Genomic DNA, 22,919 nt, shown 5'->3' on the forward strand with positions numbered 1-22,919 from the left:
CCTCATCTTTATTAACAGTGTCTTCGTATTTCATCCCGATGCTAACAATGGTAATAACACAGACACAGACAGTACTGACTCGTGAAGGTGAGCACCGATGAGTACCGACCAGTTCAGCGTCGATGGCGACGTTGCGATCGTGACGGGTGCCTCGAGCGGGATCGGGAAGGCGATCGCGGAATCGTTCGCGGCCGACGGCGTCGACGTCGTGATCTGCTCGCGCGAACAGGACAACGTCGATCCGGTCGCCGAGGGAATCATCGACAGCGATCGGCCGGGCGACGCGGTCGCCGTCGAGTGTGACGTGACCGACCGCGACGCCGTCGAGGCGCTCGTCGAGACGACCGTCGAGGAGTTCGGCGGACTCGACGTGCTGGTGAACAACGCCGGGGCATCGTTCATGGCCGGCTTCGACGACATCAGCCCGAACGGCTGGGAGACCATCGTCGACATCAACATCAACGGAACCTACCACTGCACCCACGCCGCCGCCGCACACCTCAAAGAGGGCGGCGGCTCGGTCATCAACCTCGCGAGCGTCGCGGGCCAGAAGGGGTCGGCGTACATGAGCCACTACGGCGCGGCCAAGGCGGCCGTCATCAACCTGACGACGTCGCTGTCCGCCGAGTGGGCCGGCGACGACGTTCGGGTCAACTGTATCGCACCCGGCTTCGTCGCCACGCCCGGCGTCGAGAGCCAGATGGGCGTCTCCGCGGACTCGATCGAACGCTCTGAGGTCGACCGGCAGATCGGAACCGTCGAGGAAATCGCCGACGTCGCGCAGTTCCTCGCGAGCCCGGCGGCGTCGTACCTCGTCGGCGAGACGCTGACCGTGAAAGGCGTTCCGAGAGTCGAGGAATCGCCGGACGTATGAGCTCCCGAGTGGGACGTCGAACGATGACCGCTCGAGACGTTCACCTCCCGGTGGCGGCACAGCCGAGCGTCGACTCGCTCGTCGAATACGCACAACTGGCCGAAGACGGCGGCTACGACTGCGCGTGGTTACCCGAGACGTGGGGACGCGACGCGGTGACGGTGCTCACATCGATCGCCGAACGAACTGAGACCATCGATCTCGGCTCGAGCATTGTCAACACCTACTCGCGCTCGCCCGCACTTCTGGGACAGACCGCGGCCACGTTACAGGAGGTTTCGGACGGCCGATTCCGGCTCGGAATCGGTCCGAGCGGCCCGATCGTCATCGAGAACTGGCACGGCGTCGAGTTCGACGAGCCGCTTCGGCGCACTCGAGAGTACGTCGACGTGATCCGGCAGGTGCTCTCGGGGGACCCGGTCGAGTACGACGGCGAGTGTTTCTCGCTGTCGGGGTTCAAACTTCGAAGCGAGCCCCCGGAGCGAACGCCGCCGGTCGAAGTGACCGGCATGGGTCCGAAAGCCGTCGAACTCGCCGGCCGGTTCGCTGACGGCTGGCACGCGATCATGTTCACGGCGAGTGGCATGGACGACAGAATCGAGGACCTCGAACGCGGCGTCGACCTCGGCGACCGCTCGCTCGAGGACGTACGGGTGACGGTCGGCGTGACCTGCTGTGTCCTCGACGATGCTGAGCGGGCGCGGGAACTTGCCCGTCAGCACGCCGCCTTCTACGTCGGCGGCATGGGAACATACTATCGGGACTCGCTCGCTCGACAGGGCTACGATCAGGCCGAGACGATCCACGATGCGTGGCAGGAAGGCGACCGCGAGCGCGCGACAGCGGCGCTCGACGACGGCCTGCTCGACGACCTCTGTGCCGCGGGCGACCGCGAGACGGCCCGAGATAACCTGGCGGCGTTCGAGTCGCTCGAGGGCGTCGACTCCGTCGCAGTGAGTTTTCCCCGCGGCGCGAGCGAAGACGACGTTCGCGAGACGATGTCAGCGCTCGCCCCCGAAGAGCGTTCGAACTGAGGCCCGCGTTCGATCTCGACCTCCTTCTCGGCTCGGCTCGTCTCGCATTGCGAACGAATCGAACCCCGCCCCGACCGCTCTCCTCCGCCCCACGTTTAACACGCCGATCGGTGTAGGGTGCTCCGATTCACATGGACATCACAGTCGAGGATGCGCAGGTCGTCGTCGATCACGAGGGGACAGATTACCGATTCGACGTGATCGGCGAGAACGAACTCGAGTTCGCCTCCTCGAGCGGGGAAGACGTTGCAGCACCCGAAGGCGTGATCGAGTCGCTCGAGACGAGCGGGTACATCGTTCATCCCTGAACGAACCGCCGCGCCAGTGCTTCGAGTTCGGAGAGGTCTTCCGACAAAAATCGTGCTCCGGACGAGTGCTATTCGAACTGTTCGACGGCTTGCTCGTAACGATCGGACGGCTCCTCCCAGTCGACGACTTCGAAGAAGTTCTCGACGAAGTCGCCGCGCGCTGGGCCGTAATCGTGGTAGTAGGAGTGCTCCCAGACGTCGAGCGCGAGGATCGGGTGGCTTCCCCAGAGCGCTCCCTGATCGTGCTTGTCGACGACGACGTTGCGAAGCTGATTCGAGAAGCTGTCGTAGACGAGCAACGCCCAGCCGCCAGCTGCGGACGCGGCGGCTTCGAATTCCCCCTTCCAGGCGTCGTAGGAACCGAAATCGTCGGCGATACGGTCTGCGAGTTCTCCGGTCGGCTCGTCGCCGCCCTCGGGCGACATATTCTGCCAGAACAGGTCGTGAAGGACGTGGCCGGAGCCGTTGTGGGTCACGTTCCGGAGCGCGCCGGCCGACGAGGAGAAGTCGCCATCTTCGCGGTTCGCCTCGAGGGTTTCCTCGGCGCTGTTCCAGCCGTTGACGTAGCCCTGATGGTGGGTGTCGTGATGCCACGTGAGGACCTGTTCGGAGAGGTGCGGTTCGAGCGCGTCATAGTCGTACGGAAGCGGATCGAGTTCGTAGTCAGTCATCGGTTGTTACCAGCTGTTCGAAGGGACGAACTCGAGATAAGGATTCCCTGAAATTCGTTTTTGTAAGCTCGATGTCGCTCCTGCAGTGAGCGGTCTACAACTCCGCAAAAAATCTCCCTTGAGCGTGTCTGAATCGCTATTATCGCTCGAGAGCGTACAGGGCGAAGAACGCGATTGCAGCGCCGGTTTCTGCGACCTTCGTCAAAAGTGCGGTCACGTCCTCTCGCAGGTGATCGATCACGACCTCGTGGGCGGCGCCGTCGTGATCGTCTCCATTGTGGTCGTGACCGTCGTCGCCGTTGTGGTCGTGACCATCCCCGTCGTGGTCATGGCTGTGATCGTCTCCATTATGGTCGTGACCGTCCCCGTTATGGTCGTGACCGTCCCCGTCGTGACTGTGGTCGTCGCCGTTGTGATCATGGCCGTCACCGCCCCCGTGATCGTGCATGTCGACACCGGTCGCCGTCTCGAAGTACCCTAACGCGTGGACATCGGCGTAGGCGAACAGATGCAAGACCATGAGCACGCCGCCCGCCAGATAGACCGTCGGCGGGGCGAGCGTCCCTCGAGCGAGGGAAACGAGGAGAGCGACGACGAGCACGGCGCTGACGATGAACAGTATCGGAACGACGCTCAGTGCGCCGTCGGCGACCGATCCGAGGAGGCCTTCGAATCCGATAATGAGATGTGCAAATGCCGAAAAGCCGGCGAGCACGACCGCAGCGCCGAGAAGTACCGATCGTCGTTCCATTGTACCGATAGCACATAGTCAGCGAGTAAGCCGGTTTTGGTACGAACGCCGAAAAAGCGAGAGCGAAAAGACCCCTCCCTCGTAACGGTGGTGTATGCAACCGGTTTCGGACGTGGCTGTCCCCTCGTCCACTCATTTGGCTCGATCGGTCTTCGCCGAGTCGAGCCGCTGGATCTTGGACGGCTCGAGCCTTCCGTCGATAGGTGGCCGGGATCCGGAGCCGGCCCGTTCCGTTCGTCTGGAAACGGTCGTCCTCGAGAGTTCGATCGGATCGGGCGAGGTCGACTGGCATCTGGCGCTGTTGCTTGCAATTTCTGCGATCGGTGCGTTGATCGTGTTCGCGTTGGCCGCGACGGCGTTTCGCCGCCGGAAGTCGCTTCCGTACCTGTTAATCACGGCCGCGTTAGGGGCGCTCGTCTTGCGCCCGATCGTGGGTGCCGGGACGGTTCTCGGCCACGTTCCGATGGGGCACCATCACACGATCGAGCACTTGCTCGACGTCGTTATTGCGGGATTCTTGATCGCCGCGGTGCTTTCCGTCGGCACCCTCGAGACGGAGTCGAACGCTGAGAGGAAACCACCGAACAAGGACAAATGAACGAAACTAGAGTACGAATCGAGGACGAAATCGGAACTAGCCCAGGTATCCACTTCAATGCCCTCGTGCGTGATCTCTCGCTCGCACCGGGACAGATCCAGTATCACGTTCGGCGACTGATCGACGACGACCGAGTGGTTCGACACGAGCGGTTCGGTCGAACGCACTATTACCCGCCCGAGTACGACGAGTGGGAACGCGACGCCGTCGCCATCCTCCGACGGGAGACCGCCGGTGCCGTTGCCACGACGCTCTATTCTCGAGAAACCGCCAGACCAGGAGAACTGACCGACGCGCTCGATATTCCGCGAAGCACGCTCGAGCACCACCTCTCTCATTTAGAAGATTGCGGCGTCGTCGAGCGCGAGTACGTCCGCGGTAATCGGGTTTCGCTCTCGCTGGCACGTCCCTCGGAGACGGCGGCCCTGCTCGAGGCGATTTCACCGGCGCCCGGCACGCGACTGGTCGACCGCTTCGAGCGACTGGTTGACTCCTTGCTCGATGAGGAGTGAGACGACCCGCTGTAACGATTTACCGGTACAACTGTGACTATCCTGCGGTTGCACCGAAAATGACCTTCTGAAGTTAGTCTTCTGATAGGCACTCGTTTCCGTGGCCCAGTCGGACGGATCCGCGTTCGGAGCCGACAGCTACAAACCGCCGATAGACCCAGACGTAGGTATGCCCGGGAAAGTAAGTCCGTCAGATCTGCTCGAGCACGTCTTCGATCGGACGGGCGCGGCCGACGAGACCGTCACGCAGGGGCCCGCCGACGGCGAAGACGCCGCCGCGATCGACTGGCCGGGCGGCACCCTCGTCGTGAGCTCCGATCCGATTTCGCTCGCGGCCTCACAGGTTGGCACGCTTGGCGTTCACGTCGCGTGCAACGACGTCGCGGCCTCCGGTGCCGATCCGCGGTGGCTCACCGCGGTCGTCATGCTCCCCGAGGAAACCGATCTCGAGCCGATCAGTCGCGATCTCGATGTGGCGGCCCAGGCGGTCGGCGCGTCGATCGTCGGCGGCCACTCCGAGTACGTCGACGCGCTGGATCGCCCGCTCGTCTCGCTCACCGCGATGGGATCGACCGAGGCGTTCATCCCAACGGGCGGGGCGGAACCCGGCGATAGGGTCGTCTTGACGAAGGCGGCGGGGCTCGAGGGAACGGCGATTCTCGCCGCCGATTTCGGCGACGACCTCGAGGTGGACGCGGCCGCCTGCGAGCGAGCCGAGGCGTTTCTCGAGGAGATTAGCGTCGTTCCGGACGCCAGGCTCGTCCGCGAGTACGCGACGGCCATGCACGATCCGACCGAAGGCGGCGTCGCGGCCGGACTGCTCGAGGTTGCGAGAGCGTCGGAGTGTCGGCTCGATATCGACCGCGACGCCGTCCCGGTCCGCGAGGAGACGGCCGCCCTCTGTGCGGCCGCGGGCGTCGACCCGCTCCGGATCTTCGGATCGGGAGCGTTGGTCGCGACGGTTCCCGACGACGACCTCGAGGCCTGTCTCGATGCGCTGTCGGGCGCGGGGATCGAGGCCGCGGTGATCGGGACCGTGCGGGAGGCAGTCGATCGACCCGAACTCCGCCTCGGCGACGAGACGATCACGAACCCCGTCGAAGACGATCTCTATCCGCTGTGGTCGGCCGTCGACACGGCGGAGTGATCGGCGTGCGAACTCGAGCGGGCCGCGTCGCCGACGATGGCGTTCGCCAGTAGTTCTCCGGGATCGACGACAACGTCGGCGCCGGCTTTCTCGAGAGCGTTCGGATTTCCGTCCTCGGTGCAGACGACGATCCGAGCGTCGGTTAGCTCCCTCGCGGTGATCACGGCGTAACTGTTCTGGGCGTCGTCCGCCGTCGCGACCAGGAGAGCGGTCGCCTCGGCTACGTTCGCCCGCTCGAGTGCCGCTTCGTCCGCCGGATCGCCGGCGACGACGCCGATGGATCGGTTCCCGAACTTGCCCGTGACCGCCTCGTCGGTGCTAACGACGCAGACGTCCGCATGATTCTCGAGCCCGTCGACGAGGGATTCGGTCAGATCGTCGTACCCCAGGACGACGATTCTGTCGTGTCCGTCACCTCGATTCGGTGCTTTCGCTCGACGGCCGGTTCTCGAGAGCCGGTTTTCGATTTCGGGGCCGATCAGGGAGCCGACGGTCAACCCGACGGTCGTCGGTCCGAGGACGATGAGCGAGATGGCGAACAGCCGCGCACCCTCGGTCAACGGGTGGATGTCCCCGTAGCCGACCGTACTCGAGGTGACGAACGTGAAGTAGACGGCGTCGAGTACGGTGTTTAACTCGTCGAACTGGGCGCGAAGCGCGTACGACCCGGCGGTTCCGTACGAGAACACGCCGATGATGGCGATCAGCGTTCCGAGTTGAGTCGCGCCAAGCGACGTCGAGCGGGTAAACCGACTGCTCGTGAGGACGAGGACGATCAGCCCACCCAGCGAGAGGACGACGAGCGGGACCGAGAGGAGCCGGGATTGGGCGATCCCGTGAACCGCGGCGAGGAGGACGAGCGCCCCGGCCGCGACGTAGGCGAGCCGATAGCCGCGGTACATTCCCCAGGCCGTGACCAGCAGGGCGAACCCAAGGACGGTTCCGCTGAACTCCGAAATCGCCTGCAGGTCGCCCCAGAACCCGCTCGCTTGGACGGTCGGGGCGGTGATGATTGCGACGACGCCGGTCGCGATCGAGAGCAACGCGATGGCCGTGACGAGCCAGACGGCGACACGGCCCTGCGGCCGATGTGAACGGATTCGCTCGAGCATGGGCGTTTCCACCACGCCCGTGGCGATAAAACGGGAGCGGCACTCGCCGCTTGCAATGACCCCACCTACCTCGGGGCGCTCGCTCGTTCGGAGCGCCGAACTACCCCTCGACGAGCAGCGTGTTCAACGCGTCGGGGACGACGAGCACGTCGCTGCCGGGTTCGACGGCATCGGCTACGTCCGCTCGAGCGCTCATCAGACAGTCCTCGACGACCGCCGGAGAGGTGCTGTTCGCTACGGTGATGTCGTGCTCGCGGAGCACTCGAGCGACCACGAACGCTCGCTGCGCCCCGGGCTGATAGCCCCGTCGCATCTCCTCGTACAACGTTTCCGCGTCGGGTGCAGTCCGAAGCCGTCGATAGAACCGCTTTTCGCCGTCACCCGCTCCCACGCCTTCCGGAAGTTCGGCGGGGATAACCAGTTTCCCGCCGGGTCGCAGGGGATTCCGATCGCCCAGCGCGACGTAGGTGGCGGCTCGGGTCGCCTGGTAGAGGTTCGCGTCCTTCGGCGCGCCGACGCCGCAGACGACGGCGTCGAACTCGTCATCGACGGGAACGGAGAGAGCGTCGCGAGCGACGGTTGCGAGTTCCCGCACGATCGCCCGGTGATCGCCGGCCGCAACGCCAAGGACACCGTTCGGGCCGTGGGTCAGGTTGAGACAGAAGTCGATTTCGGCGAGGTCGCCCGCGCGGTCGAGCGCGTTTCGGAACGGGTTCCCGTCGATCCGTCCGAGCCGAACGCCGTCTCGGGCGAGCATCTCGGGACCGTGCGTGTAGCGGATCAGCGACTCACTTCCGGCACCGATCGCGACGGTTTTTGCGCCGCCGCTAAACCCCGCGTACTGGTGGGGTTCGACGACGCCCGTCGAGAGGATCGAGTCTGCCTTCGCGACCGGCGTGCCGATTTCGATCGGACAGCCGTCGACGGCTCCGACCGTCACGATGTCGTCCGGATCGTGGTTCACCGCGAGGTCGGCGTGCGGACCGAGCATCGCATCGATCTCCGCCTCGGTCATCGGCCGGTGGAGCCCGAGACCGACGACGACGGTAACCCGTTCTCGAGCGACGCCGTGATCTGCCAGTCGCTCGAGAAGGGCAGAGAGAAGCACGTCGTCGGGGACCGTTCGAGTGCCGTCGGTAACGACGATCGCGACGTCGTCGTCGGGAGCGACGCGCGACTCGAGTGGTGCGCCGTGTGGGTTTTGGAGCGCCCGCTCTGCGGCCGTACGAACGTCGACAGTGTCGATTCCGGACGGCGTGGCGACCGAGACGTCACACTCGGGCAGTCGGAGCTCGATCGTCTCTGTTCCGAGCGGGAGGTTCATAATCTTCTTTCAAACGCCGTCAAAGAAAGTCGCTGTGGTCCGCAGGCCTGCAAATCGCCACGAACTGGTTTGGCGGCGTCGAACCGTGAAAGTAAAACCGTGGGGCGGTCACCATCCACGTAGATGGTAGACCGTGGGTTCGAGTTGGAAACACGCCTCCGTCAACGCGAGGCGAACGACTTGAAGCGGGCGCTTTCACCCGTCGATAGAGTCGCGGAGCGAGGGTACTTTGCAGAACCCTCGGGCGGCAACCTCCCGGTACTCGAGTCCGAGGAGGCGCTGGTGTTCGCGTCGAACAACTATCTCGGACTCACCGACGATCAGCGCGTGCAGGACGCGGCGAGACAGGCCGCGGCGACCGTCGGCACCGGAGCGGGTGCCAGCCGACTCGTGACCGGCGATACGCTCGTTCACCACGACCTCGAGCGGTTGCTCGCAGAAACCAAACGAACGGAACGTGCGCTGACCTTTTCGTCGGGCTACGCCGCGAACGTCGGAACGATTACAGCGCTCGAACCCGACGTGATTTTCTCCGACGAGTTGAACCACGCCAGTATTATCGACGCGAGTCGCCTCTCCGACGCCGAGGTCGTAATCTACGACCACTGCGACGCTGGCGACCTGCGGGCGAAGCTGACGGCTCGATCCGAGCGAGCCTCGGAGTCAGCGCCGTCAGCAGAAGCCGGCTCGCCCGCGGCGGACGAATCCTGGCTGATTGTCACGGATTCGGTCTTCAGTATGGACGGAACCGTCGCCCCGCTCGAGGCGATCTGTAGCGCCGCCGAGCGGTTCGGTGCGTGGGTGATGGTCGACGAAGCACACGCGACAGGACTGTACGCCGACGGCGGCGGAATCGTCCAGTCGGAGTCGCTCGAGAATCGCGTCCACGTCCAGATGGGGACGCTCTCGAAGGCCCTCGCGAGTCAGGGCGGCTACGTCGCCGGAAGCAACGAGTTGATCGAGTTGCTGGTCAACGATGCGCGCTCGTTCGTCTTCTCAACGGGGTTGACCCCGCCGGCGGCCGCGACCGCGAGCGAGGCCCTGCACGTCTCTCGCCACAGCGACGCTCGCGAAAAGCTCTGGGAGAACGTCGCCCACCTCCGGGACGGACTGGAAGCCCTCGGTCTCGATATCCTCGGCGATTCGCAGATCCTGCCCGTGATCATCGGCGACCGTCGAGACGCACTCGACCTCGCCGCCGGCCTCCGCGAGCGCGAGATCGTTGCGCCGGCGATCCGGCCGCCGACCGTTCCCGAAGGAACGAGCCGGATTCGTATCGTTCCGACAGCGGCACACGACGAAGCCGATATCGTCACCTGTCTCGAGGCGTTCCAGACCGTCGGTAACGAAGTTGGATTGTTATGAGCGAGCCGCGATTGTCCGGACGAACGCAGATGACCGATCAGCGCGGATGATCGACCGGGATCCTCGAACGCGACTACTGACGTACGATTTCGAGCACACTACTGACACATGATCCTCGAACACGACGACGAACGGATCGCGGTCGTCGGCACGGATACCGGTGTCGGAAAGACGGTGATTACGGCCGGCGTGACGGCAACGCTTCGCGACGACGGAATCGACGCTCGAGCGGTCAAGCCCGTCCAGACCGGCTACCCGCCCGACGACGACGCCGGGTTCGTCGCGGACGCGTGCGACGACTCCGACGCGGCGAGCTGTTTTAAATACCTCGAGGAACCGCTCGCGCCGCGAGTCGCCGCCGAACGTGCGGGCATCGACCTGTCCGATGGTGAAATCCGGAAGCGGTGTGATTCTGCCCTCGAGTCGGCCGAGGTCGGCGTTCTCGAGGGAGTCGGCGGACTCCACGTCCCACTCGCCGAGGGGTACGAGGTGATCGACCTCGTGACGGATCTCGAGTGCCCGGCCGTCGTCGTCACCCGGTCGGGTCTCGGAACGTTGAACCACACGACACTGACAGTCGAGGCGCTCGAGCACCGCGGTGTCGATGTGCGCTCGATCATCTGTAACGAGTATCGCGGCGAGACGGTCGCCGAACGGACGAACGTCGGGGAACTCGAGCGGATGACCGGCCACCCCGTGGAGACGGTTCCGCCGCTCGAAGGTGAAACGCCTCGAGAGCTGGCTCTCGGCGTCCGCCGGTCGATTTCAGGGCCGGTCCGATCGGATGCCGACAAGTAGAGAGGGGCCAAGAGACGTAGCCGAGAGAAAACCCGTCGAACTCCTCTCAGAGGGGCGGCGTCGGACGGGTATCTGTGTGCGTTCCGTTCTCCGGCTCAGTGACTGATTCGGACGAGGTCGCCTGATCGTCGACGAGATATGTCACGAGTTCGGACTTTCTGTGTTCGACCTCGAGGTGGACGGTAAGCCTCCTTTCGTTCTCGAACGCGTCGGTACAGAGTGGACAGGGGTGTCTTGATGTCATGGGACTCACTCGAGACGAGTTCACACCAAGCACGAACGTAACTGTACGGATCGTTCGCTTCTAGAAAAACTCGTTGAGGCCTGACTGATCGTCGTCGGTCTCGGTTTCGTCAATCGTCTCGCGGGCGTCGTCCTCGTCGGATTCGGTCACGTCCGATCTGGCAGTTTGGGCGCTCGAGTCGGTGAGCGTCGCTTGATTGTCGGATCCTCCGCCGGAGCCGTTCGATCCGTTAATCCCGTCGGATCGATCGCCAGTACTTCCGGCGGCTTCGTCGCCACCGGTTTCGCCCTCAGCGTCATTATCCGACGAACGGACCGCGTTCTCGAAGGCGGTTCCGGAGTGCTCGACGGCGACCTCTGCCGTCCGTTCTTCGGCGTCCTCGACGATGGACTCGACCTTGTTCGTGTCCGCGCCGCTACCAGTGATGAACGAGATTTCGTCGGCGTCCAGCTCGTAGGCCGCCGCCATCGTTACGGTCAGGTCGCGAGGCTTGCAGTGGTGAGTCATCGACTCGAGAAACGGGACGATTTCCCGGCGGGCGGTTCCGACGCTCGTTCCCTCGCGTTCGGCGATTCGCTCGGCGATCGAATCACGGGTGTCTCGAGCGCCGCGGGTTCGGCCGAGCTTCGACCAGTAGCTCGGCGGGCCATAGCGGGTCCAGCCGCCTTTCGATCCCCGTCTCGAGGCGGCGACGCCTGCGGTCATGTTGTCCGAGGCGTACCGCCAGTAGGAGTAGTCTTGAGTGGCTCGGACGCGTCCGAGCCAGCGGTCGGCGTTGGCGAGGAACTCGTAGGCGTCGGCGAGTTCGTCGCCCTCGTAATCTTTCGGAACGTTGTCCTCGATCCAGTTGATAAGATCGTCCGGCGTCTCATCGACGTCGTACGATGATTTGAGTGCACCTTCCGCGTCTTCCTCTTTGATCAGCGCGTCGAGGTAGTCAAAGATCCCTTCCGTCGTATCCCGTTCGCCGGTAACCACGTCCTCGACGGTGAGCCGATCCGTCTCCTCGGCGACGGCCTGAAGATCGTTGACCGCAGAGCGCAGGTCGCCGCTGGTCGAGTCAGCGATCGCTTTCAGCGCGTCCTCGTCGAAATCGATCCCCTCTCGGCGACAGATATCTCGCAGAACTGGAACGATCGAGCGCGTCGAGACGTCCCGGAACTCGATCGTCTCACAGGAGTTGCGAAGCGACTGGCTCATCTCGTAGAACTCGTTGGCCACGAGGACGATCGGCTGCTCGGCGTCCTTGACGACTCGAGTAACCTCTCGAGAGCCGCCGTAGTCCGCGTTGCCATGGAAGTTGTCGGCCTCGTCCAAAATGACGAGCCGCCGCCCCGTCTCGCCGGCCGTGAGCGTCCCGCTTTTGGCCGCTTCACCGGCGATCCGTTCGATGACGTCGGCCTGTCTGTCGTCGCTCGCGTTGAGTTCCATCACCGGCCAGCCCATATCGTTGGCCAGCGCGTGTGCCGCGGAGGTCTTGCCGACGCCGGGACTGCCGTGGACGATAACGGCGTCGCGGTGGTCGTCCCACGTTTCGGCCCACTCCTCGAGTTGGTCGCGAGCCTTGTTGTTCCCACGTACCTCCGAAAGCGTCGTCGGCCGGTACGTTTCGGTCCAATCACTCATTGGTCGTGATAGGAGTGAGCCGCGTTTAGTGGTTGCGGAGCGTCACTCCTCGAGGACTGTTTTCAGGTCGAAGCGGAAGATGTCTTCGTCCACATCCTCGCTGAGGACGATTCTATCGCTGTCAACGAGAGCGATCCGTCCACTCCGAAACGACATTCTCTCCTCTATTATTGTAACAAGTGTCTATATTTCAACACTCCGATTGGCTTTTATACGATGAGTCAGTACGAACAATTGGACAATCGAACGAGCAGATATCGAAATGCAAACGGAAGTACATACCTCAGACGAGGCGAGCGAGATCCAGTACGACCAGACGAACGATCGGTACGTATTCGAGTACGACACCGACGGTAGTGCGACGCTGACGGCGACGGTTGTTCACGCACTCGCGTCGATCGCAGATACCGACGTTTCACAGGGCGAGTTCTCACTGTACGATAGCGTCGATCCCGACGCACTAGAACGGCTCTTCGCGTCGAAGGCGGACGGCAGCGATCGAACGGGCGGCCACGTCGCGTTTACCGCCCTCGAACACGAAGTCTACGTCTACGCTAACGGAGATATTATCGTCTACCCACCCAGATCCCAGCGCCGCCGGCCCCCGAACTGACGCGTTCGGCCCTCTTAACCGTCGCTGTTGGCCTGTTTTCTCTGCCCGATCACTCCCGATAGAGGAACGGATTTAGGGACGTCGCCCGTTGTTCGAACCGATGACCGTCATTGGCTTTCTGAGTACGGCACCAGTCATCGAAGACAGCATGTCCGGCGAGGTCGCGAAAGCCGTGGATGCACTCGAGGAGTACGACGTCGAGTACGAAACGGGCCCGATGGGGACGACGATCGAAGCGGAGACGACCGACGAACTCTTCGCCGCGGCCCAGGCCGCCCACGACGCGATCGACGCCGATCGAGTCAGCACGGTGTTCAAAATCGACGACAAGCGGACGAGCGATCAGACTGCGAGCGACAAGGTCGACGCTGTCGAATCGCATCTCGGACGAGCGCCGAAAACCGGCGGAGAGTAGGGTTCGAAGCCCGCGCCTTTCGTTCAAGCAGGGCAGTGACCTCTATCGAACGAAGGGAGTCGGTCGACCTTCGTGGCTCAGTTCGGAACGACCATCACCGGCCGATCGCTGTTCAGGATGATCTTCTGGCTGACGCTGCCGAAGATCGCTTTTCCGGCGGGCGTTCGCCGGCGAGCGCCGAGGACGAGCGTGTCGGAATCGAACTGGTCGGCGACGTTGAGGATCCCGGAAGTCGTGTTGCCGGCGATGGTATGAAAGGCAGTCTCGACCCCCGCCTCGGCCAACAGATCGCGGATCAGGGGTGCGGTCTCGGGGAGTTCCTCGAGCGAGTCGCGATCTTCTTTGAGTTCACCGATCTCGGGCTCCTCTCCGTCGCCGTCGAAGATTTCGATATCGGTCTCGACGTGGAGCACATCGACCCGAATAGCCGAGTCAGCATCCGGTAACTCGAGCACTGCTTCGGCCTGTGAACGGACGCGATCATCGCGGTCGTCGATCGGAACTAGCACGCGATACATGTCTAGTACAAGACAGTGATCACATATTAAATCGATCCCTCAAAGACGCTCGAGGCGATCGGTGATCGGGCCTTCGTTCGTATTCCACTACCACCACTACCACTATCACCCTCACCGCTACCACCTCATCCTCACCACTACCACCCTCACTACCCTCACCGCTACCACCCCATCCTCACCACTATGCAGACAGCCGGGAGGGCAAGGCTCACCTTGTCGGAGCCGAATACGCACATATGGAACAGACGACGCTCGAGGTCACCGGCATGAGCTGTACTGGCTGCGAACAGAACGTTGTCGAGGCCCTCGAGGGGCTCGATGGCGTCTCGGAGGCGACCGCGGACCACGAGTCGGACGAGGTTCGCGTCGAACACAATCCGGCTCTCGCGGACGCCGCATCGATCGGCGGTGCGGTCGAGCAGGCAGGATACACGGTTTCAGCGTAAGGGTTTCCCGACGGGCCCACAAATTCGATTCCGGGAGCAGTAACAACTCTTTTCTCCTGGATATAGCCCGAAAAGTTGTGTGAGTACCGTCGAGTTGACCGGCAGACTTCCGACCGAGCGGTCTCGAGCTCTTGATTCCTAGTTGTACGTCTCTTCGAGATACGCGACGATGTCGTCGCTTTCGTGCATGCCGTCGACGTCGTGGGCCTCGTCGACGATGACGGGAACGCCCGTCTGTCCGCTGAGTTCCTCGACTTCGGTGCGCTCGCCGTGGGATCGTGGCACTTCGACGGAATCGTACTCGAGTTCGAGCTCCTCGAGTTTCGTTCGGACTTTCGCACAGAACGGACAGCCTGGCAGTTCGTAAAACGTGATGTCAGCCATGGATGAGTGTTGTCCGCCCTCCCGTATGAGTACGTTGGTTGCCATGTACGGCGGCGAAAACGGGTCGGTACCGGAACGAGCGACCGATCAGAACGTGATCGCGCCGGCTTCGACGGCGAAGTAGGCGATGAAGTAGACGATGAACGACAGCGCGAGCAGCCACTGTCCGAGCGAGACGTCTCGGCGCTCGCCCATCGCAGATTTGACGAGCGGATAGCTGATAATCCCCGCCGCGAGACCGTTCGCGATCGAGGTCGTCAGCGGCATGATCGTGATCGTCAGGCCGCCCGAAATCGCCCATGCGGGGTGTTCCCAGTCGATGTCGGCGACTCCCTGGAGCATGATGATTCCGACGACGACCAGCGCGAGGTAGGTCGCATACTGGGGAATCGCGGACATCAGCGGCACGAAGAGCAGAGAGAGCGCGAAGAAGCCACCGACGACGAGCGCGGTGAATCCGGTTCGCCCGCCCTCCTCGAGGCCCGTCGAGGACTCGATGAACGTCGTCACCGTCGAGGTTCCGATCATCGAGCCGACGGTCGTGCCGACCGCGTCGGCCATGAGCGGTTTCTCGGCCTCAGGCAGATCGCCGTCTTCGTCGAGGAAGCCGCCGATCTGGGAGACACCGATGAGCGTCCCCGCGGTGTCGAAGAAGTCCACAAAGAAGAACGTAAAGACGACCAGCAGGAAGACGAGCGGTTCGTCGGTGATCATCCCCAGCCCGTCGACGAATCCCCAGAACAGGGGCGTGAAGTCGTACTGAACCGACACGAGCATCGAGAGGATCCCGTCGTTGGTGACTTGCTCGTAGGATCCCTCGGGCGTGAGAACGTCGGGTTCGAAGACGCCGGCGAGGGTCAACGCCCAGCCGGCGACCGCGGTCGTGATAATGCCGATAACGATCGACCCCTTGACGCCTCGAGCGTACAGTAAAAGCATGAGAACCAGTCCGACCAGAGAGAGTCCCGCAACGGGGCTCTGGAGGACGTTCCCGAGCGTGATGAGGGTACCGTCGTAGGGGACGACCAGTTGAATCTCCTGCAGTCCGAGAAACAGCAAGTAGACGCCAATACCGGCCCCCACGGCGAATTTGACTGGTTCGGGGAACAACTCGAGAACGTATTTCCGTGCGCCGACAGCCGTCAGCGCGATGAAGATGATTCCTTCCACGAACACCGCTGCGAGGGCAAGTTCCCACGGGACGCCGAGGATGACGACGACCGTGTAGGTGAAAAAGGCGTTCAGCCCCATCCCGGGTGCAAGTCCGAACGGGCGGTTCGCGTACAGTGCCATTACCAGAATAGCCACGATCGAGGCCAGTATCGTGACCACGGCGAGCATCTGGAAAATCTCGCCCGACGTGTATTCGACGCCGTTGATCATCGTGGTCTCCTGGAACTCCCCGGCGTCGTGATCGTAGAGGATCGCGTCGCTGAGAATCGCCGGGTTCACGACGATGATGTACGCCATGGCCAGAAACGTCGTGAGTCCCGCCAGTGTCTCCGTTCTGAAATCGGTCCCGTGCTCGTCGAAGTCAAAAAACTCCGCGATCGTCTCACGTGCCCCCATGTTGGATGAACGAGCATAGCGACACCGGCAATTTAACCCTTCCTGTCTCGCCTAACGAAATTTTATGCAAGTTCGCGTGTATCTGTCCGGAAAACGAATCGAGAATGGGACTCGAACGGTGGCGGTCTGGCTCTCGATGTTGGACCGCACGGTCCGTTGCTTTCGGAATTCCTTACGCTCGAGTCTCGAGCGGGGACGACCGTCTCGCTCGTCGACGGGACCAACGTATTTGACCGTCCGCCACGTACCCAGATCTATGAGGTTTGTTATCGTGGGATACGGTCGTGTCGGATCACGGACGACGAGGGTTCTCGCGGAAGAGGGACACGACGTCATCGTCGTCGACAACGATTCGGACCGGGTCGACCGAGCGGCAGAGAACGGGTTCGAAACCCTCCGCGGCGACGGCGCGGACGAGGCCGCGTTGCTGGAGGCGGGAATCGATACCGCCGACGCGATCGGGGCGTTCACGCCGGACCTGAACGTCAACTTCGCGGCGTGTATGGTTGGTTCCCACCACGGCTGTCGGACCGTTCTCCGAATCGACGAAGACTATCGCCAGGACATCTACGAGAAGTACGCCGAGGACGTCGACGAAATCATCTACCCCGAACGACTCGGCGCGGCGGGCGCGAAGACCGCCCTCCTCGGCGGTGATTTCAACGTCGTCGCGGACCTGACCGCGAACCTCCAGCTCACGGTCGTCGAAATTACGGACGACTCCCCGGCCGTTGGCAAACGGATCAGCGAACTCGAGTTACCGGGCAACGCTCGAATCTACGCCCACGGACACGACCTCGAGCCGCTGACCATCCCGCTCCCCGGAACCAAGCTGTCGGTGGGAGACGAGGTTGCTATCATTACGGAAACCAACGTCGCAGACGACGTACACACGACGTTGTCGCCTGCTTCGAGTTGAGTTGCCGACTCGTCGATGGGATTCGTTCGACTTATTCTCGATAGTTCTCGCTCGAGCGTTTCGATCCGAGGTCGACTGCCGGTAGAATGCGAGTGGAGGATGGTGTGAAAAGTGGGGAGCGAATGGGGGGAGGCGCGCTGACGGGAGGATGGGGGGAGTTGGTACCCGTCACGCGGTGCGCGCCTGTTTGATTCGTCGGCACGATATATGATAAAACTGTGTCAGACGATTGCGTGACGATCGTCAGACGGTGAGGAAATGTGCTTCAATCGCCCAGTCTTTAGATAGTGGTCACTCCTCCCGGTCGGGTCGAAAGACGAGCACGTTCTGGTGGACCATCGACGGAACGAACGAGAACGGATAGCCGTAGACGTGGAGGTCTTTGGACGGGTCGTACCAGATCAGATTGGCGACCAGCCGAACGGGTGCGGCCGACTCGATCGCTCGAGCGAGATCGGCCGAAAGGAACTCGTAGGACTGGTCGCGGTACATGTCTCCGATGAAGACGACGAGGTGGCCGTCCGGATCGACGGCTCTGGAAAACCGGGCGAACTTCTCGGCCATATCCTCGAGCCATGCCGTTTTCGTCCGGCCGACCGGCTCCCCGTCGCCGTCGTCGGGTGCCTCTTCGACGGAAGTCTCGCTATCGTCGACACTCCCTTCGTCGGTAGTCTCGCTATCGTCGATTCCGCCTTCGGCGATGGGACCGCTTTCGCCCTCCCCTGTCGATCCCCCGTCGAACGAACCCAGTTTGCTCTCTCGAGTCGCCCGTTCGTTCCGGGTTTGCTCGAGTTCGTCCATGTGCCAGTAAGGGACGTCGGTGAGCAGGAGGTCGACGGAGTCGTCCGGTATCTCCTCGATTAGTGACGAACAATCCCCGTGACGGACGTCCTGTTCGGCGAGTGGCGAATCGCCTCGCTCCCGGCGCTCAGCGTTCTCCTGCGCTAAGACTTCTTCGTAGATGTCGATCCACCGCTTGTTTCGCTCGAAGCCGATGGCCTCGCGAAGCCCCGTTCCCTCGTGCTCGCAGAAACTCGCGCCGAGCAAGGTACCGCCGACGCCGGCGAACGGATCGAGCACCGTATCGCCCGCCTTGCTAAAGCGCCCGATTAACTCCGCGCAGAGTCGCGGCGGTTTCTGTCCGCCGTGTTCGCTTCGCAGGTCGTGCTGGACATCGGGCGGGTATCCCTCGGCAAGCACCGATTTCGTTGCGTACTTCCACTCTCGGCCGGTCAGGTCGTTCACCCGATTCCGTTCGTCGTAGATCCCTCTTCCCTCGAGGTACTGCTGGTGGTCGGAGAGGTCGTCGGTGTCGACCACCTCGCCGTCCTCGACGGGCAAGGACTCGTCTCGAGCGCGGTCGGCGTCGAACGTCCCGTCGTCGTCGGTAAAGAGGCGGCTCTGACGGTGGCGCTCATCCTCGGTCATATGCGGAGTGGTCGTCGATCCGGCTTAAAGCTACTCGAGAACGTCGACGAGCGGATCGTCGGCGATCATCTGTGCCAGGACGACCCGATCGACGTGATCGGACCGCTCGAGCAGTTCCGTCGCGATTTCGACTCCCGCGTCGCGAAGCGCTTCGTCGTCGACTTTGTTGAGCAACGGAACGACCGTCGCGTCCTCGGAAACGTCTTTCACGCCGCCCTGCTCGCTCGCGAGCACGGCCGCCACGTCGGCCGGTCGGATCTCCTCACCCAGTTCGAGTCCGGTGATGTCGGCGACGAGTTCTGGTCGGTGGACGAGCTCCGTCGACAGCGGTTCGCCGACGACGTGGGTGCTCGCGATCGGAATCACGGTATCAGTGCACTGGGGGAGCTGGGGCTCGTGATCGTCCGGTGCCTTGAAATCCCGCATTCGCGCCCCGTCGGCTTTGACGAGAACGAGATCGGCTTCCCCCGACGCGTCGATCTCGTCGATGATCTCGTTGTCGTAGCCGCCGTACCGTTCCTCGTCTGCGCGTTCGGGAACGAGACCAAGCGGCCAGTCTCCGTTCGCGTCGCTCGTTCCCGTTCCGCCGTCCGCTCGCTCCTCGAGAGCCGAAACTGGCTCCTCGGTCACGTCGACCCGCTCGACGTGCGAGTCGAAGAACGGAATCCGAACGCTGGCCGTGACGACGGTTCTGGGTGCGACGTCCTCGGTCGCATGCGAGGCGAGCGTGTAGAGTGTCGTTTTCTTCCCGCCCGCACCCACCGTACAGACGGTTCCCGACTCGGCTCGAAGGGCCTCGAGAATGTTCATACGAATACGTTAGGCGGGCTAGCCAAATCAGTTTGGCGAGACGCCTTCGGAGTCGTCGACTGCCTCGAGGCTCACCGCTGACGAGGGCGATCACGGGCGAGTCCACTACACTGATTTGCCCACCACTCCATGTCAGCAGTATGTCCCTACTACCTTCTGATTTTCTGGACCATCAGGAGATCCACCCTTCCCTGCGGGAGAAACTCGAGCGCTACGGCGATCAGGGTGGACTCCTCGGTATTCTGGTCTACGTATTCACGTATCTGGAATCCGAAGATGAACAACTCGCGGGCACTGCCGCCGAAATTCCTCCGCTCTTGTTCGTCTCGAGCAGTCTCCACGACGACGCAATCGACGAGACGGCTCTCGACTCCGCAGTAGAACGCGCTGGCGAGTCCTCGACGAGACTGACCACCAGACAGTTCCTGAACCAGCACGTGACGATCGGTGATCTGGTGTTTACGCACCTGATCGACCGTCTCGATGACCTCCCAGACGGATTCGAGACGGGGAAGGTCGCTTCCAGCATCCGCACCATCGGTACCGGGCAACTCGACGAAGACGGGTTCGGCTCTTCCGAGGCGTCGAAAGCCGACGCGGTTAGACGGCTCGACCAGCGAGGCTCGGTCTGGGGGGACCTGGTCGCAACCGTCGTCGGCGCGTCCGGCTCCTATTCCGACGACCAGCTCGAGCGGCTCACGACCGTCTCGCAGAACCTCCTGTTCGTCTACACGATTTTCGACGACGTCGAGGATCTCCCCGAAGACATCGAAAACGGCGTCGCCAACGCTCCGGTCATGCTTCTCGAGGAGGGTGCCGTCGACGACGCCGACTCGAGTGAGGCAGTCGTCGACGCCGTCCTCGAGTCGGACGTTCCTGATCAGCTTGACGCCCTCGTCGAGGCGCGTGAGGCAGAAGTCGAGGCCGCAGTTCGTCGGTTCCACGAGGACGGGGACTACTCGAACGAAGCGATTCTCGAGGCGACGTCGCGGGCGCTCGAATGGTACGCTGAATCCGTCTGCTCGAGGCCGCTCGAGGAGTCGGTCTCCGAAGCGTCACAACGAACGATCCGCGAGCAACTCACGGGCGACGACGCGACGAAACGCGAGTATATCGACTCCATTATACAGGACGCTCCGCTTTACGGCGTTCCAGCCGACGAAATCGGCCGCGAAGCGGCGACGCTGTCCGGCCGGCGACTCGCGCCTGCGATCACCCATCTGGTGCACGTCCAGACGCTCGCTGCCGCGACGATGCCGATGCATCTCGAGGATGCCTTCTCCAGACTTCGGGAGAAAAACGCGGCCTGAGCCGCCGTCAGTTGTAGCCCCGCCACCGGTAGCCACATTCGGTACACTTGAAGAACCGCGTCGGGGGTTCATCAGCAGAGGCGGTCTGTTTGAGTTCGTACCACGCTTCCTGATTTCCACAGTCGTCGCAGATGATATCCGTCGCGATGGGTTTCCCTTCGAAGTTCGCTTCCTCGCTGGATTCGATCACCTCGTTGTCGGTCTGGGCCTCCGTGGTGACGAACGCCGATTCGCGCTCTCGATCCCGGTCGCTCGAGAGCCCGCAGTCGTCGTTCGTACAGACCATCTGCTCACCGTCGGCTTTCATCATCGAACCGCACTCGTCGCAAAACTGCATACCACCCGTTGGGAGTCGACGCGCAAAAACCCTAAGGATAGCTCCGTTCGGTTTCCGGGTTCGTCGTTGTGTCTGTCCGGTATTTTCCTTGTGCCTGTCCCTTGTGTCTGTCCAATTCTGTCGTTGTTCCTGTCCGAATACCCTCTAGAAATACGAGGGGTACCCCCGAAGAAGAGCGTGTTAGCTTCATTTCCTTGTGACACGTACGAAGAGACGGGTCTCTTGACGTCGTCTCGGCACTCAGCCTACCGCCGAACGCGATCGCGGCGAGATCCAGAACTGAGGAGGAGGAAAATGGTATCGAAAGAGACAGAAACAGAAATAACGGAGTATTTTGGGCAGGTTCCAGGCTGGATCGAAGCGCTTCCTGAGTCCGCGGCGGATCACAGTTGGGAAGTCGTCCGGGATCTCCAGCTCGGAGAAACCGAACTCACACAGCGCGAAAAGGCTCTCGTCGCACTCAGTGCGGCATCCGCCATACAGTGTCCATACTGCATCCACTTCCACAGGGAAGAAGCGAAACTCGAGGAGGTAACCGACGACGAGATAGACGAAACGGTCGCCGTCGCCGGCGACGTTCGATACTTCTCGACAGTCTTACACGGAGCGGAGATGGACTACGACGAGTTCGTAACCGAAACCGGAGCGATCGTCGACCACATCAAAGAACAGCAGGCACCGGCTCCCGGCGACGACTGAGCCGCTGTGTCTGAAATTATTTTGTCTCCGACGTCGCACGTATTCTTGGCGCATCGGGGACGAAGTTCTCGGCGCTTTCGGACGACTCGAGAGCAGTCTCCGGTCGAGAACCGATTGCCAGAATCGAAGTCTCTATTCAGGTTCGACTGGTACCTTCGAACGTGACCGAGTACGACGCGGTTGTGTACGATCTAGACGGGACGTTAGTCGACCTCGCCGTCGACTGGAAAGCCGTCGCTATCGACGTGCTCGCCGTCTACTCATACGATGGGGTCGAACCCCCAAGCACCGAACTCTGGGATATGCTCGACGCCTCGAGCTCCGTCGGGCTGGCCAGCGAAATCGAAGAGACGATCGCCGACCACGAACGCGAGGGAGCTCGACGCTCCGAGCGGCTCGCTCATGCGGATGACCTCCTCGAGCGCGAGGTTCCGGTTGGCGTCTGCTCGCTCAATTGCGAAGCGGCTTGCCGGATCGCACTCGAGGAACACGGGCTCGCGGATGCAGTCGGGGCCGTCGTCGGTCGTGATACGATGCCGATGAGAAAGCCCGATCCCGAGCCGTTGATCGAGACCATTCGGTCGCTCTCCGTGAACCCGACGACGACGCTGTTTGTCGGTGACTCCGAACGGGACGAACTGGCCGCAGAACGGGCGGGTATCGACTTCGAGTACGTCGACGGTCGGAAGCCGAGCTATTAACCGGCGGTCGGATGTCGGATTGCTAATCGGCGAACGGAGCCGATCCCTGTCGGTACCGCTTGAGGGTATGTGACCGCGAGAACGACGGTTGTCCCACTTAAGCGCTATTTTTGCTGACGTTTCGCATACAGAAATACCGATAGCGCGGTGATGATCCAGATGACTGCCCCGACGCGGATAGCGAACTCTACGCGAGCACCCCAGCTCGGAAGATCGACGGGAACCGATAGGAGCGCGACAATTGGTGCTCCAACGGCGATGGTCGCGACGAACGTAACCTGCATCACCCATCCGAAATCGACGCCGTCGGGTGAACTGGTTTCGACGGGTTCTGGCACGAGTACGAGTTGACCTCGCCGTGCAGTCCTAATAAGTGCCGCGGGACGAGCCAAATACGTCCCGGAGA

The 22,919-nt window shown here is 62.4% G+C and carries 28 protein-coding genes; 15 read left to right on the forward strand and 13 right to left on the reverse strand.

All coding sequences use genetic code 11. From position 1 onward, the window contains the following. Positions 1–97: 97 nt before the first annotated feature. The 3 genes from QNM96_RS05790 (at position 98) to QNM96_RS05800 (ending at position 2,216) form a co-directional block, all read left to right on the forward strand. Positions 98–874, forward strand: coding sequence for an SDR family NAD(P)-dependent oxidoreductase (locus QNM96_RS05790; RefSeq protein WP_283835073.1), 777 nt, complete (start codon positions 98–100; stop codon positions 872–874). Positions 875–897: 23 nt separating this feature from the next. Next, entirely contained in the window at positions 898–1,908 is a 1,011-nt protein-coding gene (locus tag QNM96_RS05795) for a TIGR04024 family LLM class F420-dependent oxidoreductase (RefSeq protein ID WP_283835644.1), read from the forward strand. 131 nt (positions 1,909–2,039) lie between these two features. Continuing rightward, positions 2,040–2,216, forward strand: a complete 177-nt coding sequence (locus tag QNM96_RS05800) for a hypothetical protein (RefSeq protein WP_283835074.1) — start codon at positions 2,040–2,042, stop codon at positions 2,214–2,216. 68 nt (positions 2,217–2,284) lie between these two features. On the opposite strand, the gene sod is transcribed toward QNM96_RS05800, so the two are convergent. Next, complete coding sequence (sod, locus tag QNM96_RS05805) at positions 2,285–2,887, reverse strand: superoxide dismutase (RefSeq protein ID WP_283835075.1); 603 nt, start codon at positions 2,885–2,887, stop codon at positions 2,285–2,287. Between the two features lie 139 nt (positions 2,888–3,026). Beyond that, entirely contained in the window at positions 3,027–3,638 is a 612-nt protein-coding gene (locus tag QNM96_RS05810; protein WP_283835076.1) for a hypothetical protein, read from the reverse strand. Between the two features lie 94 nt (positions 3,639–3,732). Between QNM96_RS05810 and QNM96_RS05815 the strand changes: the two genes are divergently transcribed. The 3 genes from QNM96_RS05815 (at position 3,733) to QNM96_RS05825 (ending at position 5,895) form a co-directional block, all read left to right on the forward strand. Next, the gene (locus QNM96_RS05815) at positions 3,733–4,236 is read left to right on the forward strand and encodes a hypothetical protein (RefSeq protein ID WP_283835077.1); all 504 of its coding nucleotides are present in this window, start codon (positions 3,733–3,735) and stop codon (positions 4,234–4,236) included. Then, positions 4,233–4,748 (forward strand): ArsR family transcriptional regulator, encoded by a 516-nt coding sequence (locus tag QNM96_RS05820; protein WP_283835078.1) that lies wholly within the window; start codon positions 4,233–4,235, stop codon positions 4,746–4,748. Before QNM96_RS05815 ends, QNM96_RS05820 begins: the two co-directional genes overlap by 4 nt. Before the next feature lie 169 nt (positions 4,749–4,917). Next, complete coding sequence (locus tag QNM96_RS05825; RefSeq protein ID WP_283835079.1) at positions 4,918–5,895, forward strand: AIR synthase family protein; 978 nt, start codon at positions 4,918–4,920, stop codon at positions 5,893–5,895. Here QNM96_RS05825 and QNM96_RS05830 read toward each other — a convergent pair. Beyond that, a complete protein-coding gene (locus QNM96_RS05830; RefSeq protein ID WP_283835080.1) occupies positions 5,859–7,007 on the reverse strand; it encodes an NAD-binding protein in 1,149 nt (382 codons plus the stop codon). The two genes, QNM96_RS05825 and QNM96_RS05830, sit on opposite strands and share 37 nt — an antisense overlap. Positions 7,008–7,107: 100 nt before the next feature. Further along, complete coding sequence (locus tag QNM96_RS05835; protein WP_283835081.1) at positions 7,108–8,331, reverse strand: lactate racemase domain-containing protein; 1,224 nt, start codon at positions 8,329–8,331, stop codon at positions 7,108–7,110. Between the two features lie 123 nt (positions 8,332–8,454). On the opposite strand from QNM96_RS05835, the gene QNM96_RS05840 reads away from it, so the two are divergent. After that, positions 8,455–9,696 carry an 8-amino-7-oxononanoate synthase gene (locus QNM96_RS05840; RefSeq protein WP_283835082.1) on the forward strand — a complete coding sequence of 414 codons (1,242 nt, stop codon included), beginning with the start codon at positions 8,455–8,457 and terminating at the stop codon, positions 9,694–9,696. A 108-nt stretch (positions 9,697–9,804) separates the two neighbouring features. After that, entirely contained in the window at positions 9,805–10,494 is a 690-nt protein-coding gene (gene bioD / locus QNM96_RS05845; RefSeq protein ID WP_283835083.1) for a dethiobiotin synthase, read from the forward strand. A gap of 46 nt (positions 10,495–10,540) precedes the next feature. Here bioD and QNM96_RS05850 read toward each other — a convergent pair whose 3' ends face one another. Continuing rightward, the gene (locus QNM96_RS05850) at positions 10,541–10,738 is read right to left on the reverse strand and encodes a hypothetical protein (protein ID WP_283835084.1); all 198 of its coding nucleotides are present in this window, start codon (positions 10,736–10,738) and stop codon (positions 10,541–10,543) included. 60 nt (positions 10,739–10,798) lie between these two features. After that, positions 10,799–12,364 carry a replication factor C large subunit gene (locus QNM96_RS05855; RefSeq protein ID WP_283835085.1) on the reverse strand — a complete coding sequence of 522 codons (1,566 nt, stop codon included), beginning with the start codon at positions 12,362–12,364 and terminating at the stop codon, positions 10,799–10,801. A gap of 262 nt (positions 12,365–12,626) precedes the next feature. Between QNM96_RS05855 and QNM96_RS05860 the strand changes: the two genes are divergently transcribed. Both QNM96_RS05860 and QNM96_RS05865 read left to right on the forward strand, forming a co-directional pair. Beyond that, a complete protein-coding gene (locus QNM96_RS05860) occupies positions 12,627–12,977 on the forward strand; it encodes a HalOD1 output domain-containing protein (protein ID WP_283835086.1) in 351 nt (116 codons plus the stop codon). 100 nt (positions 12,978–13,077) lie between these two features. Next, positions 13,078–13,392 (forward strand): MTH1187 family thiamine-binding protein, encoded by a 315-nt coding sequence (locus QNM96_RS05865; RefSeq protein ID WP_283835087.1) that lies wholly within the window; start codon positions 13,078–13,080, stop codon positions 13,390–13,392. A 77-nt stretch (positions 13,393–13,469) separates the two neighbouring features. Here QNM96_RS05865 and QNM96_RS05870 read toward each other — a convergent pair whose 3' ends face one another. Next, the gene (locus tag QNM96_RS05870; protein ID WP_283835088.1) at positions 13,470–13,910 is read right to left on the reverse strand and encodes a universal stress protein; all 441 of its coding nucleotides are present in this window, start codon (positions 13,908–13,910) and stop codon (positions 13,470–13,472) included. Between the two features lie 236 nt (positions 13,911–14,146). Here QNM96_RS05870 and QNM96_RS05875 point away from each other — a divergent pair, with 236 nt between their 5' ends. Beyond that, the gene (locus QNM96_RS05875; RefSeq protein ID WP_283835089.1) at positions 14,147–14,356 is read left to right on the forward strand and encodes a cation transporter; all 210 of its coding nucleotides are present in this window, start codon (positions 14,147–14,149) and stop codon (positions 14,354–14,356) included. Between the two features lie 138 nt (positions 14,357–14,494). Here QNM96_RS05875 and QNM96_RS05880 read toward each other — a convergent pair whose 3' ends face one another. Both QNM96_RS05880 and QNM96_RS05885 read right to left on the reverse strand, forming a co-directional pair. Beyond that, complete coding sequence (locus QNM96_RS05880; RefSeq protein WP_283835090.1) at positions 14,495–14,740, reverse strand: glutathione S-transferase N-terminal domain-containing protein; 246 nt, start codon at positions 14,738–14,740, stop codon at positions 14,495–14,497. 87 nt (positions 14,741–14,827) lie between these two features. Next, complete coding sequence (locus QNM96_RS05885; protein WP_283835091.1) at positions 14,828–16,309, reverse strand: NCS2 family permease; 1,482 nt, start codon at positions 16,307–16,309, stop codon at positions 14,828–14,830. A 256-nt stretch (positions 16,310–16,565) separates the two neighbouring features. Here QNM96_RS05885 and QNM96_RS05890 point away from each other — a divergent pair, with 256 nt between their 5' ends. Continuing rightward, a complete protein-coding gene (locus QNM96_RS05890) occupies positions 16,566–17,228 on the forward strand; it encodes a TrkA family potassium uptake protein (protein WP_283835092.1) in 663 nt (220 codons plus the stop codon). Between the two features lie 291 nt (positions 17,229–17,519). Here QNM96_RS05890 and QNM96_RS05895 read toward each other — a convergent pair whose 3' ends face one another. Together QNM96_RS05895 and yqeC are read right to left on the reverse strand one after the other, a co-directional pair. Continuing rightward, complete coding sequence (locus QNM96_RS05895; RefSeq protein ID WP_283835093.1) at positions 17,520–18,656, reverse strand: DNA methyltransferase; 1,137 nt, start codon at positions 18,654–18,656, stop codon at positions 17,520–17,522. A gap of 30 nt (positions 18,657–18,686) precedes the next feature. Beyond that, positions 18,687–19,466, reverse strand: coding sequence for a selenium cofactor biosynthesis protein YqeC (gene yqeC, locus QNM96_RS05900; protein ID WP_283835094.1), 780 nt, complete (start codon positions 19,464–19,466; stop codon positions 18,687–18,689). A 140-nt stretch (positions 19,467–19,606) separates the two neighbouring features. Between yqeC and QNM96_RS05905 the strand changes: the two genes are divergently transcribed. Next, positions 19,607–20,776, forward strand: coding sequence for a class 1 isoprenoid biosynthesis enzyme (locus tag QNM96_RS05905; protein WP_283835095.1), 1,170 nt, complete (start codon positions 19,607–19,609; stop codon positions 20,774–20,776). Between the two features lie 7 nt (positions 20,777–20,783). Here the strand turns inward: QNM96_RS05905 and QNM96_RS05910 are convergent, their stop codons facing one another. Further along, entirely contained in the window at positions 20,784–21,113 is a 330-nt protein-coding gene (locus QNM96_RS05910; RefSeq protein ID WP_283835096.1) for a transcription factor S, read from the reverse strand. Positions 21,114–21,407: 294 nt separating this feature from the next. Here QNM96_RS05910 and QNM96_RS05915 point away from each other — a divergent pair, with 294 nt between their 5' ends. Then, entirely contained in the window at positions 21,408–21,812 is a 405-nt protein-coding gene (locus QNM96_RS05915) for a carboxymuconolactone decarboxylase family protein (RefSeq protein ID WP_283835097.1), read from the forward strand. Between the two features lie 161 nt (positions 21,813–21,973). Then, positions 21,974–22,513: an HAD family hydrolase gene (locus QNM96_RS05920; RefSeq protein ID WP_283835098.1), complete on the forward strand. Its 540-nt coding sequence runs from the start codon at positions 21,974–21,976 to the stop codon at positions 22,511–22,513. A gap of 104 nt (positions 22,514–22,617) precedes the next feature. On the opposite strand, the gene QNM96_RS05925 is transcribed toward QNM96_RS05920, so the two are convergent. Continuing rightward, a complete protein-coding gene (locus tag QNM96_RS05925) occupies positions 22,618–22,851 on the reverse strand; it encodes a DUF5822 domain-containing protein (protein ID WP_283835099.1) in 234 nt (77 codons plus the stop codon). Positions 22,852–22,919 lie beyond the last annotated feature (68 nt).

The organism is Halostagnicola sp. A-GB9-2, assembly GCF_030068615.1.
Taxonomy (GTDB): Archaea; Halobacteriota; Halobacteria; order Halobacteriales; family Natrialbaceae; genus Halostagnicola.

Excerpts from the sequence above, each read along its gene's own strand:
- QNM96_RS05790 (WP_283835073.1), top strand. The coding sequence starts at position 98 with ATGAGTACCGACCAGTTCAGCGTCGATGGCGACGTTGCGATCGTGACG.
- QNM96_RS05795 (WP_283835644.1), top strand. The coding sequence starts at position 898 with ATGACCGCTCGAGACGTTCACCTCCCGGTGGCGGCACAGCCGAGCGTC.
- QNM96_RS05800 (WP_283835074.1), top strand. The coding sequence starts at position 2,040 with ATGGACATCACAGTCGAGGATGCGCAGGTCGTCGTCGATCACGAGGGG.
- sod (WP_283835075.1), bottom strand. The coding sequence starts at position 2,887 with ATGACTGACTACGAACTCGATCCGCTTCCGTACGACTATGACGCGCTC.
- QNM96_RS05810 (WP_283835076.1), bottom strand. The coding sequence starts at position 3,638 with ATGGAACGACGATCGGTACTTCTCGGCGCTGCGGTCGTGCTCGCCGGC.
- QNM96_RS05815 (WP_283835077.1), top strand. The coding sequence starts at position 3,733 with ATGCAACCGGTTTCGGACGTGGCTGTCCCCTCGTCCACTCATTTGGCT.
- QNM96_RS05820 (WP_283835078.1), top strand. The coding sequence starts at position 4,233 with ATGAACGAAACTAGAGTACGAATCGAGGACGAAATCGGAACTAGCCCA.
- QNM96_RS05825 (WP_283835079.1), top strand. The coding sequence starts at position 4,918 with ATGCCCGGGAAAGTAAGTCCGTCAGATCTGCTCGAGCACGTCTTCGAT.
- QNM96_RS05830 (WP_283835080.1), bottom strand. The coding sequence starts at position 7,007 with ATGCTCGAGCGAATCCGTTCACATCGGCCGCAGGGCCGTGTCGCCGTC.
- QNM96_RS05835 (WP_283835081.1), bottom strand. The coding sequence starts at position 8,331 with ATGAACCTCCCGCTCGGAACAGAGACGATCGAGCTCCGACTGCCCGAG.
- QNM96_RS05840 (WP_283835082.1), top strand. The coding sequence starts at position 8,455 with ATGGTAGACCGTGGGTTCGAGTTGGAAACACGCCTCCGTCAACGCGAG.
- bioD (WP_283835083.1), top strand. The coding sequence starts at position 9,805 with ATGATCCTCGAACACGACGACGAACGGATCGCGGTCGTCGGCACGGAT.
- QNM96_RS05850 (WP_283835084.1), bottom strand. The coding sequence starts at position 10,738 with ATGACATCAAGACACCCCTGTCCACTCTGTACCGACGCGTTCGAGAAC.
- QNM96_RS05855 (WP_283835085.1), bottom strand. The coding sequence starts at position 12,364 with ATGAGTGATTGGACCGAAACGTACCGGCCGACGACGCTTTCGGAGGTA.
- QNM96_RS05860 (WP_283835086.1), top strand. The coding sequence starts at position 12,627 with ATGCAAACGGAAGTACATACCTCAGACGAGGCGAGCGAGATCCAGTAC.
- QNM96_RS05865 (WP_283835087.1), top strand. The coding sequence starts at position 13,078 with ATGACCGTCATTGGCTTTCTGAGTACGGCACCAGTCATCGAAGACAGC.
- QNM96_RS05870 (WP_283835088.1), bottom strand. The coding sequence starts at position 13,910 with ATGTATCGCGTGCTAGTTCCGATCGACGACCGCGATGATCGCGTCCGT.
- QNM96_RS05875 (WP_283835089.1), top strand. The coding sequence starts at position 14,147 with ATGGAACAGACGACGCTCGAGGTCACCGGCATGAGCTGTACTGGCTGC.
- QNM96_RS05880 (WP_283835090.1), bottom strand. The coding sequence starts at position 14,740 with ATGGCTGACATCACGTTTTACGAACTGCCAGGCTGTCCGTTCTGTGCG.
- QNM96_RS05885 (WP_283835091.1), bottom strand. The coding sequence starts at position 16,309 with ATGGGGGCACGTGAGACGATCGCGGAGTTTTTTGACTTCGACGAGCAC.
- QNM96_RS05890 (WP_283835092.1), top strand. The coding sequence starts at position 16,566 with ATGAGGTTTGTTATCGTGGGATACGGTCGTGTCGGATCACGGACGACG.
- QNM96_RS05895 (WP_283835093.1), bottom strand. The coding sequence starts at position 18,656 with ATGACCGAGGATGAGCGCCACCGTCAGAGCCGCCTCTTTACCGACGAC.
- yqeC (WP_283835094.1), bottom strand. The coding sequence starts at position 19,466 with ATGAACATTCTCGAGGCCCTTCGAGCCGAGTCGGGAACCGTCTGTACG.
- QNM96_RS05905 (WP_283835095.1), top strand. The coding sequence starts at position 19,607 with ATGTCCCTACTACCTTCTGATTTTCTGGACCATCAGGAGATCCACCCT.
- QNM96_RS05910 (WP_283835096.1), bottom strand. The coding sequence starts at position 21,113 with ATGCAGTTTTGCGACGAGTGCGGTTCGATGATGAAAGCCGACGGTGAG.
- QNM96_RS05915 (WP_283835097.1), top strand. The coding sequence starts at position 21,408 with ATGGTATCGAAAGAGACAGAAACAGAAATAACGGAGTATTTTGGGCAG.